Genomic DNA, 16,364 nt, shown 5'->3' with positions numbered 1-16,364 from the left:
ACAGGGCCTTCAGGCCTTGTCATTCGGTCCAAGGCGCTCGACAACTTCGAGATCGAAGCCGGAAAGCGCGGAGAATTTCCACGGCGAGCTGAGCAGGCGCATCTTGCCTACGCCCAGGTGACGCAAAATCTGCGAGCCGGTGCCAATGGTCAGGTAGTTGCCGGCGCCGTCCGAATCGCTGGTGCGTGGGGTGCGCGTACGTTCGAGAAAGACATCCAGCTGGTCTTTCAGATCTGGCGACGGCAGGTTTTCATCGATCAGGACAAACACCCCGGGCTCGCTGCCGGCGATTTCGGCCAGCGCGCTGCCGGCGTTCCAGCGGTTCTTGTCATCCTGCAACAGGCCCAGCACGTCGCGCAGGGTATCGGCCAGATGCACGCGCACCGTGGTCGGCGTTTCGCTCTCGGGCCGGCCGTTGACCAGCGCCAGATGATGCGCGCCCTGAATGCGGTCGCGGAATACGTGCAGGGTCATCTCGCCGTGAGCCGTATGCTGGGGGCGGGATTCCAGCAGTTCCACCGTCTGTTCGTTGACGATGCGGTAGTGGATCAGATCGGCAATGGTGCCCATCTTGATGCCGTGAGCTTCGGCAAACGTTTCCAGCTCCGGGCGCCGCGCCATGCTGCCGTCGTCGTTCATGACTTCGCAAATCACCCCGCTGGGGTCGCAGCCGGCAAGCGCCGCCAGGTCGCAGGCGGCCTCGGTGTGGCCGGCGCGGCGCAGCACGCCGCCGGGCTCGGCCATCAGCGGGAAAATATGCCCGGGCTGGACGATATCCTGGGGCCCTGCGCTGGGCGCCACCGCGGCCTGCACCGTGCGTGCGCGGTCGGCGGCGGAAATCCCCGTGGTCACGCCTTCGGTCGCCTCGATGGACAGCGTGAACTTGGTGCCGAAGCCCGAGGCGTTGTTGTGCACCATCAGCGGCAGGCTCAGCTGCTCGCAGCGCGCCCGGGTCATGGGCAGACAGATCAACCCCCGGGCAAAGCGCGCCATGAAGTTGATGTGCTCGGCCTCGACCTTCTCGGCGGCCATGATGATATCGCCTTCGTTCTCGCGATCCTCATCGTCCATGAGGATCACCATCTTGCCCTGGCGAATGTCGTCAACCAGATCGGCGATGGGGGCCAGCCCCCCAACGGAGGATTGCGCCATGAAATCTCCCAGTGTTGTCTTTGCCATGCCGAAAACGTCAACCTGCCGGAGCGACAGCCTGCGCCAACAGCCGCGCGTCAGGGTACCTTGGTATCGCCCGGTGCGCCAGCCGGCAGCGGCGAGGCGATAATGCGCCAGTCCGGCCCCACGGCGCGAACGTCGTCAATCCTGAGCCGGCGCTGGTCGGCCATGCGCTCAAGTCCCGGCAGCGCAAACGCGCCCCGGGCATCGGCGCCCAGCAGCGTCGGCGCCATGAATAGCCACAGCGAGTCGACCAGCCCGGCATCCAGCATGGCGCCGGCCAGGGTGGCGCCGGTTTCAACCAGCAGCTCGTTGACCGCCTCGGCCTCGGCCAGGTGGGCCACCAGCGCGGCCAGATTCACCCGGCCGTCGGCGCCGGCGTCAAAAGTCACTATCTCGGCGCCGGCAGCTTCAAGGGCGGTGCGCTTTTCGGCGCCGTGGCCGGGAACCGTCGCGATCAGCGTGCGCCCGGGCTCGGCCAGGCAGGCCGCCGTCGGGGGAAGGCGCAGGCGAGAATCGACAATGATCCGCAGCGGCTGGCGGCGTGCCACCTCGTCGGCGCTCTCCAGGCCCAGCTGGGCGGCGCGCACCGTCAGCCGCGAATTATCCATGAGCACCGACGCCACCCCGCTCAGCACTGCGCTTGAGCGCGCGCGCAGGCGCTGCACCTCGGCGCGGGCCTCGGGGCCGGTGATCCACTGGGACTCCCCCGACGCCATGGCGGTGCGTCCGTCCAGGCTCATGGCCATTTTCAGCCGCACCAGGGGGCGGCCGGTTTCCATCCGCGCAATGAAGCCCGGGTTCAGCTGCCGGGCGTCGTCCACCAAAAGCCCCGTTTCCACGACCGCGCCGGCGCTTTGCAAAAGCGCCACGCCGCGTCCGCTGACCCGAGGGTTGGGATCCTCCATGGCGATAACGACTCGGGCGATGCCGGCATCCACCAGCGCTTTGGCGCAGGGGCCGGTGCGCCCGGTGTGGGAGCACGGCTCCAGGGTGACGTAGGCGGTGGCGCCCCGGGCGCGCTCGCCGGCCGCCGCCAGGGCGTTGACTTCGGCGTGGGCCTCGCCGGCCCGGCGATGAAATCCCTCGCCGACGACAGTCGACGCCGCGTTGTCTTCGCCGACGATGACGCAGCCCACTCGCGGGTTGGGGTCGGCGGTATAGCGCCCGCGCTCGGCCAGGCGCAGCGCCCGGGCCATATAGCGGTGGTCAGCGGCAGAAAAGTGCACCATGGGGCTAGCTCTCCCCACTCGAATTGCTGCGGTCGGCAGCGTGACGCTCCGAGGCGCCGGCCAGGCGGTCGATTTCGGCGCGAAACTCGTTTAAGTCCTGGAACTTGCGATACACCGAGGCAAAACGGATATAGGCCACCGGGTCAAGATCGTCCAGCGCCTGCATCACCAGCTCGCCGATGTCCCGGGCGTCGATCTCGCGATCCCCCCGGGAGCGCAGGGTCTGGCGGATGCGCTCCACCGCCACCTCGATGGCCTCAGCGCTGACCGGGCGCTTCTCCAGCGCGCGCAGCATCCCCGCGCGCAGCTTGTGCTCGTCAAAGCTCGCCCGGGAGCCGTCGGATTTCACCACCCGCGGCATCAGCAGCTCGGCGGTTTCGTAGGTGGTAAAGCGCTCCTGGCAGCGGGCACACTGGCGGCGGCGGCGCACCTGATCGCCGTCGGCCACCAGGCGCGAATCGGAAACGCGGGTGTCGTGATCACCACAAAAGGGGCAATGCATTAAAGGCTACCCTGATTCAGCAAGACATTTTACCGGTGGAACATGGGCCGGCCAGTGTAACGATTTGGCACATAATCTGCAGTATTTCTTGCACTTTACCCGTCGGCAAGCTAATTCGGCCCTAATCCGGCGCTGCCAGACTGGCGGCGATCGACGCCTTCTGTTAATAACCCAATACCGCCAAGGCAACCACCGTGAAAGGCCACCAACATGACACCACGATTCAAGCGTACTCCCAGCGACAGCACTCTGCGCACCGCGCTGGCAGCGCGCCTGCTGGGCGGGCTAAGTATGACCGCCATCGGGATGGCGGCAGTAAGCCCCACCGCCCTGGCCGACGAACCCTTGCCTGCGCCGGTGCAGGCGCTCTCCCAGCAGGGCATCGATATCCACGAGCGCTTTGACGCCCCGAGCGGGCTGACCGGCTACGGCGCCAGCTCCCCCCAGGGGGAAGAGATGGCCGCCTACCTCACGCCGGACGGCGACCACGTTATCGTGGGGACGCTGATGGACGCCGACGGCAACGATCTCACCGAGCCCAAGCTCGACGAGCATGTTCGCGCACCGCTGGAGGCCAAGACCTGGAGCCTGCTGGAAGACAGCCACTGGATTCAGGACGGCGATAAAGACGCTCCGCGCATCATCTATACCTTTACCGACCCCAACTGCCCCTACTGCCAGCAGCTGTGGGAAGCCGCCCGCCCCTGGGTCGACGCCGGCAAGGTCCAGATGCGCCATATCATGGTCGGCATTCTCGCCGCCGACAGCCCGGCCAAGGCCGCTACCATCCTCGCCTCGGACGACCCCTCCGCTACTCTGCGCCAGCAGAAGCAGGGCGAGGCCGTAACGCCCAGCGCCCAGCCCGAGAAGTTTGAAGAGCAAGTGTACGCCAACAACCAGCTGTTTGAAGGTCTGGGGCTTTACGCCACTCCGACCAGCGCCTACCAGCGCCAAACCGACGAAGGCAGCACCCGCATCGAGCGGGTACAGGGCATGCCCGCCGACGACGCCCTGGTCAAGATGATGGGCAGTGAAAAACCCCAGTAACCCGAAACGCAACCCCAGGGCGCCTGACGGCGCCCGTCGCGCGACATAGCCGCCCTCCTACAAGTTCAGTGCTTTCACACAGGCTCAACAGCTTCTCTTCCTCAACTTCAGCAGCCTCTCACAGGTTCGCCAAAGGCCCGCCGAAACGCGTATCCACAAAAAACCCCGCTACCAATGGCAGCGGGGTTGATCGTGCCGGCAAGCAAAGCGGCTTAGTCGTCGATACCGTCGGGGTGTTCGCCGAAGTTTTCGTGGTCCCCCAAACGCTTGCCGTCGACTTCCTTGCCGTAAAAGCCCTGGTGCTGGTGGAACAGCTCCTGGGTCTTGTCGAGCGAATCCACCGTGCGGCGGCGCGGGTCCTGGGGGCGTTCGTGGCTGTTGACGAAGGCCGCGACGTCCCAGGCCTGCTGCTCGCTCAGCGAGTACGACTTGCTCAGCGGCATATTGGCGTGGATGAAGTTGGCAGCGGTATTGACCCGGTGCATACCCGCACCCCAGTTGTAGGCGCCGTCACCCCACAGCGGCGGAAATACCTGGCGCTCGCCGACCTTCTGGCCTTCGCCGCTGTCGCCGTGGCACACCGCGCACTGGTTGGCGTAAACCTCGGCGCCGCGCTCGCGGTCGGGCTCTTTCTCCGGGTCGTCGAGCGTCGGGTAGCTGCGCCCGGGCATCGAGGTATTGTTGGGCGCTTCGGTGGCCATCCAGTGCAGGTAGGTCTGCAGGGCAACCAGCACGTCGCTGCCCTCCTCCGGCGCCTTGCCGTTCATCGAGTAGGTGATACAGCCCTGAATACGGTCTGACAGGGTATTGACCATGTCGTTTTTGCCGCGATAGGCGGGATAGACACCGTAAGCGGCCCACATGGGCGCAGAGTGCGCCAGGCGGCCGGCATCCAGATGGCAATTGGCGCAGTTCTGTTCGTTGAACACGTTTTCGCCGCGCAGCGACTGGGTGTTGATGAAGAGGTCGCGCCCCCGGCGCACCATCTCGTCATACTGATCGTCACCAAGCGACGACTCCGCCGGCGGGGTGAACGTCACTTCGCCCTCGGGCGGCTCGGGCAGCTGGATCTGATAGTCGCGCTCGACGTCGTCGTCCTGGGCCAGCGCGGCAAGCGAGAGCCCCAGCGCCGAGGCGCTCAGCACAGAAACGACGCCACCGGTGATGAGCCAACGGGATTTGGGCAGGTTCATTGGGCGCTCTCCTCTTGCTCGGTGCCGCGCGCTTCCAGGCGCTGGGGAAGCGTGGCGTAGTATTCCGCAATCATCTCGACCTGGTCGTCGTCCAGGCGGTTGGCAACGCCGGCCATCAGCTCGTTGGGATCGTTATGACGCTGGCCGTTGCGCCAGTGTTCGAGCTGCGTCTTGAGGTAGGCTTCGTGCTGCCCGGCAAGCGGCGGAAAGCTATCGCCTACGCCCTGGCCGTTGGGGCCGTGGCACTGGCTGCAGGCGGGAATAAAGCTGCCGTTTTCCCAGTCGCCGCGCTCGGCCAGCCACTCGGCGTCATCGTCCGAATCAGCGGCGTGATAGGCGGTGGGCAGCTCGGGCCAGGGCTCAAGCCCGGCATAGTAAGCCGCCACGTCGGCCATATCCTGATCATCAAGCGTACCGAGAATGGGCGCCATGCTGGCGTTGTGGCGCTTGTCGGCCTTCATGTCATGAAGCTGTTTGACCATATACGCTTCCGGCAGCCCGGCAAGTCGCGGCCAGGACTCGGCATCAGGGTTGTTCTTGCCCATGCCGTCGGCCTGATGGCAGGCCACGCAGACGCGCGACACCTCCTCACCCTGCTCCGGATCGCCTTCCAGCGCCGTGGCGGCGCCGGCGTAGACGCCGGCCCCCAATAGCAGGCCAAGCCCGCTAAGCATCTTCTTGTTCATCACGGTCTCCCTTGCATTATTGTTTGCCCGGCAGTGCTTTGCCGGGATTCTACGGTGCCGTTTAGCCGCGGTCAGGGGGCACGGCCGGCACAATCAGTTCGACGCTGAGGCCTCCGCCGGCGGGGCTATGGAACGCCAGCCGGCCGCCGAAACGTTCGGCAATAGCAGCCACAATGGCAAGCCCCAGCCCGCTGCCCCCGGCGCGGCTGTCGTGCCAGAAGCGCCGGGTCAGCCGGGCCAGCCCGTGGGGGGAAAGCCCCGCGCCTTCATCGCGTACGCAGAACGCCAGCTCGGCAGCCTCCCCGGGGCCGGGCGCCCCGGGGACGGCGTCTGCGGCTTTATTGTCCACCCAGCGGGCGTCCAGCCACACCGGCGTTTCCGGCGGGCCGTGGCGCAGGGCGTTGTCGAGCACGTTGCGCAGCGCCGTCACCGCGAGTTCGTACGGCATCAGCAGCTGCGCCCGGGGCCACTCGTCGGGCAGTTTGACGCGCTCGGGCTGGCCGGTATCTTCCACCGCGCTTTCGGCGACGGCAACGACGGCGCAGGACTCTTTCTGCCAGGGCTTGCGCCCCTCGACCCGGGCCAGCAGCAGCAGCTGATCCAGCGTGCGATTGAGCCGCACGATACCCTGCTCGGCGTAGTCCAGCGCCTCAGCGGCGGCCTGCCCCTTTACCTTCTTGGCCACCTGGACGTGGGTCTTGATCGCCGTCAGCGGGGTGCGCAGCTCGTGGGCGGCGTCGTTGGTGAAGCGCTGCTCCCGGGTAAACGCCTCTTCCACTCGGGCGAGCAGCGCGTTGAGCGTTGCCACCAGCGGGCGAAGCTCCGCCGGCAGCCCTTTCAGCGTCACCGGCGCAAGCGTCTCCGGGTCGCGCCGGGCAAGTGATTCGCGCAGCCGCGCAAGCGGTGCTAGCCCGCGCCATACCGAGACCCACAGGGCCAGCAAGCTGCCCACCAGCGCGACAATGAACGGCACCACCGCGACCCGCAGCACGCCGCTCATCAGCGTGTTGCGCTCGTCCATGCGGTCGGCGGTGGTGATCGTCAGCCCGCCGCGCCGGTAGGTGAACACTCGCCAGGTCACGTCGCCTTGGCGGCGGTAGGCGTGGCCCGGCTCCTGGGAATCGAGCACGCCCTGCATGTCGCTGTGGGTCCGCGCCATGATTTCGCCCTTGGGCGAGTGCACCTGGCAGGCCAGCCCCTCGATGGCAGGGATCGACAGCGAACGGCGGTCGGCCTGTTGCCACACCTCCGGCGGCAGCTGCAGCATCAACCCCGCCACCATGCGCGCCGACTGCGCCAGGCGCTGGTCCAGCGTCTCCACCAGCTTGTCTTCCAGATCCTTGGCCAGCCAGGCAGCGGCGCTTGCCCAGAACAGGGCAAGCGCAAGCCCCAGCGTCAGCAGCAGGCGCGCGCGCAGACTCATGGCGATGGGCCTCTGGGCCGGTCCTCCCTGGCGGCATCCGGTAGCGCTACGGCATCGGCACGGCCCAGGCGGTATCCCAGGCCGCGCACGGTTTCAATCACGCCGCTGCCCAGTTTGCGGCGCAGGTGGTGAATATGAACGTTGAGGGCGTTGCTTTCGACGTCGTCGTTCAGGCCATAAAGGCTGTCCTTGAGCTGCCCGGCCGACAGCACGCTGCGCGGCGCGTATATAAAGGCCTCCAGCAGCACCAGCTCCCGGCGGGAAAGCGCCACCGGCTTGCCGCCCACGCACACCCGACGGGCCGTGGGATCAAGGCTCAGCTCGCCGTGGTGCAGAACGCCGCTGGCACGCCCGGCCGCCCGGCGCAGCAGCGCGTACAGCCGGGCCACCAGCTCGTCCAGATCGAACGGCTTGACCAGGTAGTCATCGGCGCCGCCGGAGAGGCCGTCCACCCGGTCGCGCACGGCATCCCGGGCGGTGAGAATCAGCACCGGCGTCGGTACCCCGGCAGCACGCCACTCCTCCACCAGGGACAGGCCGTCGCCGTCGGGCAGGCCGCGGTCAAGAATGACCGCATCGCTTTGCATGGAAGCCATCACCCGGCGCGCCTCGGCGATGGTGGCTACCCCATCCACCACAAAGTCAAAGGTTTCCAGTCCGGCGCGGATGCCCGACGCTACCAGGGCGTCGTCCTCGACCAGCAGTACGTGCATAGGTGGCCCCCTCAGTTGGCCCGAGCATGGCAAACAAGAATTAAGTGGAGGTTAAGCGCGGCCAGGCTCCGGCATGGGTACAAGCCAGGGACGCCGGCAAAAGCTCAACCTCTGGGCGCCGGCCAGCGAAAGTCCTGCGCCAGCAGCGTCTCCCCTTCCAACCCCGGGGCGCTTTCCGGCACGCACTGGCCCAATGCCATGCGCAGGCGCTCAAGCGCCTCTGCCCCATGAGCGTTACCCACCACTCGCGCCCACCACTGGCGGTGTATCGCCCGTACCTGCACCGGCACCGTGTCAAGCCCCAGATACTGAGCCATGGCCAGCCGATGCAGGCCGCGATTAATTTTTAACAGCCTCCCGTCGCGGCTCACCGCTACGCCGAGGGCATCCTTGCCCCGGGCAGCGTTAAAGCCGTGCTCGGCCATATCGTCGAGAAAGCCCAAATACGCCTGCAGATAGGTCAGAATACGCGCCCGAGAGTTGAGCAGCACGCCCTGCTGATGCGACTGCCAGGGGCGCCCTTCGGCCAGCCTTGAGGCCAGCTCGCGAAAGCGCCGGGTTTGAGTGAGCGCATCGCGTTGGGTATCAAGCTCGCTGATCAACTTATAGCGCGAGCTTTGGCGCAGATCACCGCGGTGTTGATCCCATTCGCCGTTCCAGATGAAGGTTACCGACGACGGCCGCTTGCGGCGGGGAATGGGGCCCCAGCGCACGCTCTGGATCAGCTCCCGGGGGCGCACGTTAAGCGTCAGCGCCTCGCCCATTGCCTCGCCCAGTGCACGACGCGGCAGGCCCAGCTGCTCAACCGCCGCATGGCCGGGCACATGACCAAGCCAAGCCCCCATCAGCAAGCGTTCAAGAGGCATCCCCAGCGCTGCCTGCACGCCCTCACGGACAAAAAGTTCCAGCCAGGCCCGGCGCACCGGCCAGCGCAAACTGGGATCGTAAAGCGGTGCAAACGCCGCATCGCCTGCCGGGGCCCGGGGGGCTCTGCCGGGTCGCGCCGACGGCTTTAACTTGATCACCTGCCACCTCTTGTACTCTGGGTCTAATCGATACTTACAGCCCCAATATTAACATGCTAATAAAGGATTCACTCGAAAGTCTCGCGGCCCATCGGCGGCACACAAACAGCCGCCAGGGCGGAGATGCCGGAGCGCGGCTAGAACCCTTCTCCTGCCTGCAAGCGACGCCTGAGATACTGCCCGTAACCGGTCTTTTTTAGCGCCTTCGCCGCGGCGGCCAGGTCATCATCGCTCAGCCACTCCTGTGACCAGGCAATCTCCTCCAGACAGGCCACCTTCAGCCCCTGGCGGTGCTCGATGGTCTGCACGTACTGGCTGGCCTCCAGCAGGCTATCGTGGGTGCCGGTGTCGAGCCAGGCGAAGCCGCGACCCAGGCGCTCCACGTTAAGATCGCCGCGCTCAAGATAGGCGTTGTTGATGCTGGTGATCTCGAGCTCGCCACGCTCGGAGGGCTCAACGCTTCGGGCAATCTCCACTACGTCGTTGTCGTAGAAGTAAAGCCCCGTGACCGCATAAGGCGACTTTGCCACCTCGGGCTTCTCTTCGATGGAGATAGCCCGGCCGTCGGCGTCGAACTCCACCACTCCGAAGCGCTCCGGATCGTTGACCAGATAGCCAAACACCGTCGCCCCGCTGGGCTGCTCCGCGGCGCGTTTTAACTGCTCGGAAAAGTGCTGTCCGTGGAAGATGTTATCCCCAAGCACCAGGCACACCGGGGAATCGCCGATAAAGTCTTCGCCAATCAGGAACGCCTGGGCCAGGCCGTCCGGGCTTGGCTGCACGGCATACTCAAAGCGCACGCCAAAGGCTTCTCCGTTGCCCAGCAGGTTTTCATACTGGGGCAAATCCTCCGGCGTGGAGATGATCAGGATCTCGCGGATACCGGCAAGCATCAGCACCGAGATCGGGTAGTAGATCATCGGCTTGTCGTAGATGGGCAGCAGCTGCTTGGAAACCCCTCGGGTAATCGGGTGCAGCCGCGTGCCGCTGCCGCCCGCCAAAATAATGCCTTTACGCTGCATGTTGATTCCTTGTTTCTTCTACGGTCAGCGCCAGCTGTGCCTGCCAGTCCGGCAGGGTAACGCCCAGCGCTTGCTCCAGTTTGGTGATGTCCAGCCGCGAGTTAAGCGGCCGTTGGGCCGGCGTGGGGTAATCCGCCGTGGCAATAGACGCAACCGCCCCGGGCGTAACGGTAAGCGGCATGCCAAGCCCGGCGGCCTCATCAAAGGTCGCTACGGCGACGTCGTGCCAGCTGGCCTCGCCCCGGGGCGCAAGGTGATAAACGCCGCGGTCTATGGCGGCCTTGCCGGTACGCGGCCAGGGGCCCAGCGCCAGCGCGGTGATTTGCGCAATCAGCCGAGCGGGCGTCGGCACGCCGACCTGGTCGGCCACCACGCTCAGCGCCTCGCGCTCGGCACCCAGGCGCAGCATGGTATTGACGAAGTTACGCCCGGTGGCGCTGTATACCCAGCTGGTCCGGAAAATCAGGTGGTCGCAGCCGCTGTCGGCTACCGCCGCATCGCCGTCGCGCTTGGTCTCGCCGTAGGTATTCACCGGCGCGGTGGGCGCATCTTCCTGCCAGGGCGAGCACCCCAGGCCGGAATAGACGTAGTCGGTGGAGTAATGCACCAGCCATTTGCCGTGCCGGGCGCAGTACGTTGCCAGCTGGCCGGGCAGCTCGGCGTTCAGCCGCCTTGCAAGCCCGGGCTCGTCCTCGGCCTTGTCCACCGCCGTGTAGGCGGCGGCGTTGACCACCAGGTCCGGCGCGTGGCGCCGAAGCCAGATATCTACCGCTGCCGCGTCGGTCAGGTCCAGCTCGGCGCGAGCGGGCGCCAGCACTTCGCCAAACGTCGCCAGCTGGCGGCGCAGCTCAAAACCGGCCTGGCCGCTGCCGCCGGTCACTAATATTTTTTGCATACGACATGATCCTTCCGTTACCACAGATTCGTTACAGCGAACCTGATTGATCGTACCTCCAGAGCTTTACAGCACGCCCAGGCGCTGGCCCTGGTAACTGCCGTCCTGCACGCGCCGCCACCACTCGCGGTTATCCAGATACCACTGCACGGTCTTGCGCAGGCCGGTCTCAAAGGTTTCTGCCGGGCGCCAGCCAAGCTCGCGCTCGATCTTACCGGCATCGATGGCGTAGCGCAGGTCGTGGCCCGGGCGATCGGCCACAAAAGTGATCAGCTCGTGGTACGGCGATTGACTCAATGAGCTCCCCGGGGCCAGCTCGTCGAGCAGGTCGCACAGCGTATGCACCACTTCCAGGTTGGTTTTTTCGTTGTGGCCGCCGATGTTGTAGGTCTCGCCGTTTTCACCCTCGAGCGCCACCCGGACCAGCGCCCGGGCGTGGTCTTCCACGTACAGCCAATCGCGCACCTGCTGGCCGTTGCCGTACACCGGCAGCGGCTTGCTCGCCAGGGCGTTGAGGATCATCAGCGGAATAAGCTTTTCGGGGAAGTGGTAAGGCCCGTAGTTGTTGGAGCAGTTGCTCAGCACCACCGGCAGGCCGAAGGTCCGCTGCCAGGCGCGCACCAGATGATCCGAGCTTGCCTTGCTCGCGGAATACGGCGAGCTGGGTGCGTAAGAAGTTTCTTCGGTAAACAGCTCGTCGGGGTCTTCCAGATCGCCGTAGACCTCATCGGTGGAGACGTGATGAAAGCGAAACCCGGCGGCCTTTTCCGGCGCGCTCTGCTGCAAGCCCTGCCAATAGAGCCGGGCGGCCTCGAGTAAGGTATAGGTGCCCATGATATTGGTGTGCATGAACGCCGCCGGCCCGTCGATGGAGCGGTCCACGTGGGACTCCGCCGCCAGGTGCATGATGACATCGGGGCGATGCTCGGCGAGCACCCGGGCCATGGCCTCCGCGTCGGTAATATCGGCGCGCTCAAACGCGTAGCGCTCGCTATCGGCCACGCCGGCCAACGACTCCAGGTTGCCCGCGTAGGTCAGCGCGTCGACGTTGACGACGCCATATCCCGTGTCATTGATTAAATGGCGCACCACGGCCGAGCCGATAAACCCCGCCCCGCCGGTGACAATGATTTTCAACGCTCTGCTCCTTGAAACCGTCAATACCTCGTCACGCAGTGCACGTGCAGGTTGATAATGAAAAATCGCGTAGCATAGCATTATTGCCTCGGATCTTGCCGGCCGTCATTCTCCGGCAGTGTGACCCTCCATCCAAAATCCGACTGCCCAACATCCTTTTGATTGGCAATTGCAAACACTGTTCACTACAATACAGCAGTACCCTTGCAGGGACCTTGCTCCCTCTCTTTTTTCCGGTGCACGAATTTACCCAGCACTATTGCCAATGCACCATTCAAAGATCGCCCTTTCAGGAGGTTGTTCCATGCGCAAGACCAAGTTGATGTTCGCCGTTGCAGCGACTACCGTTCTCGCCAGCCAGGCGGCCATGGCCTACCAGGCGGGCGATACTTATGTCCGCGGCAGCTTCGAGAAAGCTGATATTACCACCGACAACATCTCCGACGAGAACGCCTTCTACCTCTCCGGCGGCTACCTCTTCCACGACAAGATGGGCGTTGAGCTGGGTATCGGGGAAAAGGTCAAGCACGACTTCTTCGGCCTGGCCAGCAACGACCTGGGCACCATGAAGCGCATGCCGGTCAACCTGCTGCTCAACTACTACCCGCTGGGCGGCATCGAAGAAGCGCGCGTACAGCCCTTCGTCGGCGTGGGCATGAACTATACTCGCTACTCTAACATTCACGCCGTCGACCCGTACGACATCGATATCGATGACGAATACGGCGTCGTCGGCCAGGTCGGCGTTGACCTGAATCTCATCGATAACCTGAGCGCCACCGGCTACGCCCGCTGGTCCGACGTTGACGCCGACGTCGACTGGAAAACGCCCGGTGGCAGCGGCAGCGGCACCGTCCGTCTGGACCCCGTCACAGTCGGCGCCGGTCTGACCTACCGCTTCTGATAAGCAGTCGTTCGCTGCCGGCTCTCGCCGGAAGCACGAGCTATATCACACGAGCTATACCAACAGTGCCGCGCCCCCATTCCGGGGGCCGGCATTTTTTGTCTCTGCTTTTTCGGGCGCCTTGATGGCCTTACCGACCGCGTGCTATTTCTCTTCGGGTATCGGCAAGATTCGTGCCCTTGCGACGTTTCTTCCCGAATTCGCGCTGCGCCGCCACCGTCCGGGCCAGGCGGCCGACTACGTGCTCGGCTGGGGACTCAAGCCTACCGCTCGCCGGGCGCGCGACTACGCGCAGAAGCACGGCCTTCCCTACGTCGCGCTTGAAGACGGTTTTCTGCGCTCGTTGGCACCGGCGGCAAACGGTTATCAGCCGCATAGCCTGGTCGTCGACCGGCAAGGCATTTACTACGACGCTTCGCGCCCTTCGGACCTGGAGACCTGCCTTAACGAGGCCGCATTTTCGGCCGCCGAGCTTGCCGAGGCCGAGCGGTGCATGACCCTGCTGCGCCGCTACCGGCTGTCCAAATACAATCATGTCCCCGAGGCCACCCTTGACCACCTACCCGCCTCGCGCGTGCTGCTGGTCGACCAAACCGCGGGCGATGCCTCCATTACCTACGGCCAGGCCGACGCCGACACCTTCCACACCATGCTGGACGCGGCCATGGCGCGCCATCCCGACGCCACGCTTTTGATCAAGACGCACCCCGACGTCATTGCCGGCACCCGGCAGGGCCACCTGCAGTCGGCTACGGCGCATCCGCGCTGCCGGGTGATCGGCGAAGACGTCAACCCCTGGGCGCTGTTTGACCAGGTCGATGACGTCTATACGGTGACCAGCCAGCTGGGGTTTGAAGCCCTTATGGCCGGCAAGCGAGTGCACTGTTTCGGCCTGCCGTTTTATGCCGGCTGGGGGCTTACCCATGATGCCCAGACTTGTGCCCGCCGACGCCGGCAGCGCACGCTAGCCGAAATGTTCGCCGCGGCGTACCTGCGCTACTGCCGCTACGCCAACCCCTACACAGGGCAGGCGTCAACGCTGCGCGAGACCATTGCGCTGATTGCCGACCAGCGCCGCCAGCGCGAACGCGGCCGAGGGCACTGGCTGGCCTGGGGCTTTTCCGGCTGGAAACGCGGCTTTGTCGATGCCTTTCTCGGCGACGCCGGCACGCTGACCCACTATCCCCGGACGCATTATCTCCGGCAGCAGGCGCTGCCGGCCTCCCGGGCGCCGCTTCTGGCCTGGTCGTCGGGCATTGATGCCTCCCTCATCGACCATGCCCGCCGCCTGCAGGCGCCGCTTTGGCGCATGGAGGACGGCTTTATCCGCTCGGCCGGGCTCGGCCTGGACCTGGCGCGCCCGCTCTCGCTGGTGCTCGACCGCCAGGGCATCTATTACGACCCGCGCCGGCCAAGCGACCTGGAAACCCTGCTCAATAACGCTACCTTCGACGATGAATTACGGCAGCGCGCCCGGGCGCTGCGAAAGCGTTTGGTGGCGCTGAAGCTGTCCAAATACAACCTGACCGCCGGCCGGGACGAGCCGCCCACGTTCCCCGACAACCGGGAGCTGGTCCTGGTACCCGGCCAGGTCGAAAGCGATGCCTCCGTTGCCGCCGGCTCGCCGGAAATCAACACCAACAGCGCGCTGCTCAGGGCCGTTCGCCTGGCGCGACCCGACGCCTGTATTTTATATAAAGCTCACCCTGATGTAGTATCCGGCATTCGCCTGGGCGAGCTGGACCGCCACGCCGGCCGGCTTTACGACCTTGACGTCAGCGACGCGGAGATCGCCGGCCTGCTCGAGCGCGTGGATAGCGTCCATACCATGAGCTCGCTTACCGGCTTTGAAGCGCTGCTGCGGGGCCGCTGCGTGCATACCTACGGCCTGCCGTTTTACGCCGGCTGGGGGCTCACCCAGGATCATATGCGCTGCCCCCGGCGCACCCGCCGTCTGGACCTGGACGCCCTGGTCGCCGGCAGTCTGATCCTTTACCCCGGTTATGTGGACCCGGCCACCGGGCAGCTGTGCAACGCCGAAACCACCGTGGCTCTGCTCGAAATCGCCCGGCAAAAGCCGACCCGTCTGAGCTGGCAGCAGCAGGGCTACCGCCTGTATCGCCGCTTATTAACCCGAAGGTACTGAATTTGGCCTCCGCTACGCGCACATTTCTTTTTTTACAGGGCGTTTGTTCGCCCTTTAATGCGCGTTTGGCCTCACGCCTGGAGCACGACGGCCACCGGGTGATCAAGCTGCACTTCAACGCCGGCGATATCGTTTACTGGGGGCGCCAAGGGCATCACCGGCACCTCTTTCGCGGCCGCTGCGAGGCGCTGGGCGACTATGTCCAAGCGCTATGGCAGCGCTACGGCGTTACCGACCAGATTGTCTTTGGCGACCGCCGCCCGGTTCACCGCACGGCAGTGGAAAACGCGCCGAGCGCCGGCGTACGCACCCATGTGTTCGAGGAAGGCTACTTTCGTCCGTTCTGGGTTACGCTCGAGCGCGAAGGCGTCAACGGCCACTCGCTGCTCCCCCGGGACCCGGCGTGGTTCCGCGAGGTCGCGGCGACGCTTCCCAGGCCGGCAGCGCCGAGGCGCTTTACCTCACGCTTTAAAGTTCGCGCGCTGCACGACGTCTGCTATCACCTGGCAGGCCTGGCTAATCCGCTGGTGGCCCCCCACTACCGCAACCATTCGTCGCTTAACGCCCCCCAGGAATATATCGGCTATATACGCCGCTTTACCTGGCTTCGCTACCGCCGAATCAAGGATCATAATCGCATTCGCGCGCTGCTCTTGAGCCGCCGACCGTTTTTTATCCTGCCGCTGCAGCTCAACACCGACGCCCAGATCCGCGACCATTCGGCCTACGCCAACATGCAGGAGGTCATCGCCGCCACGCTTGCCTCCTTTGCCCGCCATGCCCCCGAGCAGGCCATGCTGTGCATCAAGAACCATCCGCTGGATCAGGGGCTATGCGGCTATGAGCGGCTGGTCAACCGGCTCGCCCGGGAGTACGCCCTCGAGCGGCGGGTGGTGTTTCTCGAGTCGGGCGACCTGAATCGCATTACGCGTCACGCGGCCGGCACCGTCACCGTCAACAGCACCACGGGGCTTGTCTCGCTGGGTCAGGGCTGCCCGACCATCGCCCTGGGCGACCCGATTTATCAGCTCCCCGGCCTTACGTTTCAGGGCTCGCTGGACGCCTTCTGGGGCGCGCCGACGCCGCCATCGGCCGCGCTGTTTGCCTGCTTCCGGCGCACCGTCATGCACGCCACCCAAATCAACGGCGGCTTTTATAACCAGCCGGGCATTGACCTGGCCGTCGAGGGAGCCGCCAGCCGTTTGACGTCCCGGATCTCCCCGCTTGAGCAGCTCGGCCTCACCATGCCCAAAGACGTTATCTGAC

The 16,364-nt window shown here is 65.3% G+C and carries 15 protein-coding genes; 4 read left to right on the top strand and 11 right to left on the bottom strand.

Translation table 11 applies throughout. From position 1 onward, the window contains the following. Positions 1–9: 9 nt before the first annotated feature. The 3 genes from ribBA to nrdR form a co-directional block, all read right to left on the bottom strand. Complete coding sequence (ribBA, locus tag ACZ46Y_RS05515) at positions 10–1,152, bottom strand: bifunctional 3,4-dihydroxy-2-butanone-4-phosphate synthase/GTP cyclohydrolase II (RefSeq protein WP_311956613.1); 1,143 nt, start codon at positions 1,150–1,152, stop codon at positions 10–12. A 77-nt stretch (positions 1,153–1,229) separates the two neighbouring features. Further along, on the bottom strand, positions 1,230–2,405 hold the full coding sequence (ribD, locus tag ACZ46Y_RS05510; RefSeq protein WP_311956611.1) for a bifunctional diaminohydroxyphosphoribosylaminopyrimidine deaminase/5-amino-6-(5-phosphoribosylamino)uracil reductase RibD: 1,176 nt from the start codon (positions 2,403–2,405) through the stop codon (positions 1,230–1,232). Positions 2,406–2,409: 4 nt separating this feature from the next. Continuing rightward, positions 2,410–2,907: a transcriptional regulator NrdR gene (nrdR, locus tag ACZ46Y_RS05505; RefSeq protein WP_311956609.1), complete on the bottom strand. Its 498-nt coding sequence runs from the start codon at positions 2,905–2,907 to the stop codon at positions 2,410–2,412. A gap of 291 nt (positions 2,908–3,198) precedes the next feature. Here nrdR and dsbG point away from each other — a divergent pair, with 291 nt between their 5' ends. After that, positions 3,199–3,954 (top strand): thiol:disulfide interchange protein DsbG, encoded by a 756-nt coding sequence (gene dsbG, locus ACZ46Y_RS05500; RefSeq protein ID WP_311956632.1) that lies wholly within the window; start codon positions 3,199–3,201, stop codon positions 3,952–3,954. A 212-nt stretch (positions 3,955–4,166) separates the two neighbouring features. Here dsbG and ACZ46Y_RS05495 read toward each other — a convergent pair whose 3' ends face one another. From ACZ46Y_RS05495 to rfbB, 8 genes are all read right to left on the bottom strand, one after another. Further along, positions 4,167–5,147, bottom strand: coding sequence for a c-type cytochrome (locus ACZ46Y_RS05495; protein WP_311956607.1), 981 nt, complete (start codon positions 5,145–5,147; stop codon positions 4,167–4,169). Continuing rightward, positions 5,144–5,833: a c-type cytochrome gene (locus ACZ46Y_RS05490; RefSeq protein ID WP_311956604.1), complete on the bottom strand. Its 690-nt coding sequence runs from the start codon at positions 5,831–5,833 to the stop codon at positions 5,144–5,146. Before ACZ46Y_RS05490 ends, ACZ46Y_RS05495 begins: the two co-directional genes overlap by 4 nt. Before the next feature lie 61 nt (positions 5,834–5,894). Further along, the gene (locus ACZ46Y_RS05485) at positions 5,895–7,256 is read right to left on the bottom strand and encodes an ATP-binding protein (protein WP_311956603.1); all 1,362 of its coding nucleotides are present in this window, start codon (positions 7,254–7,256) and stop codon (positions 5,895–5,897) included. Further along, the gene (locus ACZ46Y_RS05480; protein WP_311956601.1) at positions 7,253–7,969 is read right to left on the bottom strand and encodes a response regulator; all 717 of its coding nucleotides are present in this window, start codon (positions 7,967–7,969) and stop codon (positions 7,253–7,255) included. The genes ACZ46Y_RS05485 and ACZ46Y_RS05480 overlap by 4 nt, the downstream gene beginning before the upstream one ends. Before the next feature lie 104 nt (positions 7,970–8,073). Beyond that, a complete protein-coding gene (locus ACZ46Y_RS05475) occupies positions 8,074–8,994 on the bottom strand; it encodes a hypothetical protein (RefSeq protein WP_311956600.1) in 921 nt (306 codons plus the stop codon). Positions 8,995–9,131: 137 nt separating this feature from the next. Then, a complete protein-coding gene (gene rfbA / locus ACZ46Y_RS05470; protein WP_311956599.1) occupies positions 9,132–10,016 on the bottom strand; it encodes a glucose-1-phosphate thymidylyltransferase RfbA in 885 nt (294 codons plus the stop codon). Further along, complete coding sequence (rfbD, locus tag ACZ46Y_RS05465; RefSeq protein ID WP_311956598.1) at positions 10,006–10,911, bottom strand: dTDP-4-dehydrorhamnose reductase; 906 nt, start codon at positions 10,909–10,911, stop codon at positions 10,006–10,008. The genes rfbA and rfbD overlap by 11 nt, the downstream gene beginning before the upstream one ends. Before the next feature lie 66 nt (positions 10,912–10,977). Further along, complete coding sequence (gene rfbB, locus ACZ46Y_RS05460; RefSeq protein ID WP_311956597.1) at positions 10,978–12,048, bottom strand: dTDP-glucose 4,6-dehydratase; 1,071 nt, start codon at positions 12,046–12,048, stop codon at positions 10,978–10,980. A 304-nt stretch (positions 12,049–12,352) separates the two neighbouring features. On the opposite strand from rfbB, the gene ACZ46Y_RS05455 reads away from it, so the two are divergent. From ACZ46Y_RS05455 to ACZ46Y_RS05445, 3 genes are all read left to right on the top strand, one after another. Further along, a complete protein-coding gene (locus tag ACZ46Y_RS05455) occupies positions 12,353–12,952 on the top strand; it encodes an OmpW/AlkL family protein (protein WP_311956596.1) in 600 nt (199 codons plus the stop codon). A 124-nt stretch (positions 12,953–13,076) separates the two neighbouring features. Further along, entirely contained in the window at positions 13,077–15,098 is a 2,022-nt protein-coding gene (locus ACZ46Y_RS05450; protein WP_311956595.1) for a capsular polysaccharide biosynthesis protein, read from the top strand. A gap of 65 nt (positions 15,099–15,163) precedes the next feature. Beyond that, a complete protein-coding gene (locus ACZ46Y_RS05445) occupies positions 15,164–16,363 on the top strand; it encodes a capsule biosynthesis protein (protein ID WP_311956594.1) in 1,200 nt (399 codons plus the stop codon). Position 16,364: the final 1 nt, after the last annotated feature.

Source organism: Halomonas garicola (assembly GCF_055382465.1).
The sequence above is the reverse complement of the archived record's forward strand: the minus strand, read 5'-3'. Positions and strand labels throughout refer to the sequence as shown.

Coding starts and splice junctions, on each gene's coding strand:
- ribBA (WP_311956613.1), bottom strand. CDS start 1,152: ATGGCGCAATCCTCCGTTGGGGGGCTGGCCCCCATCGCCGATCTGGTT.
- ribD (WP_311956611.1), bottom strand. CDS start 2,405: ATGGTGCACTTTTCTGCCGCTGACCACCGCTATATGGCCCGGGCGCTG.
- nrdR (WP_311956609.1), bottom strand. CDS start 2,907: ATGCATTGCCCCTTTTGTGGTGATCACGACACCCGCGTTTCCGATTCG.
- dsbG (WP_311956632.1), top strand. CDS start 3,199: ATGACCGCCATCGGGATGGCGGCAGTAAGCCCCACCGCCCTGGCCGAC.
- ACZ46Y_RS05495 (WP_311956607.1), bottom strand. CDS start 5,147: ATGAACCTGCCCAAATCCCGTTGGCTCATCACCGGTGGCGTCGTTTCT.
- ACZ46Y_RS05490 (WP_311956604.1), bottom strand. CDS start 5,833: ATGAACAAGAAGATGCTTAGCGGGCTTGGCCTGCTATTGGGGGCCGGC.
- ACZ46Y_RS05485 (WP_311956603.1), bottom strand. CDS start 7,256: ATGAGTCTGCGCGCGCGCCTGCTGCTGACGCTGGGGCTTGCGCTTGCC.
- ACZ46Y_RS05480 (WP_311956601.1), bottom strand. CDS start 7,969: ATGCACGTACTGCTGGTCGAGGACGACGCCCTGGTAGCGTCGGGCATC.
- rfbA (WP_311956599.1), bottom strand. CDS start 10,016: ATGCAGCGTAAAGGCATTATTTTGGCGGGCGGCAGCGGCACGCGGCTG.
- rfbD (WP_311956598.1), bottom strand. CDS start 10,911: ATGCAAAAAATATTAGTGACCGGCGGCAGCGGCCAGGCCGGTTTTGAG.
- ACZ46Y_RS05455 (WP_311956596.1), top strand. CDS start 12,353: ATGCGCAAGACCAAGTTGATGTTCGCCGTTGCAGCGACTACCGTTCTC.
- ACZ46Y_RS05450 (WP_311956595.1), top strand. CDS start 13,077: ATGGCCTTACCGACCGCGTGCTATTTCTCTTCGGGTATCGGCAAGATT.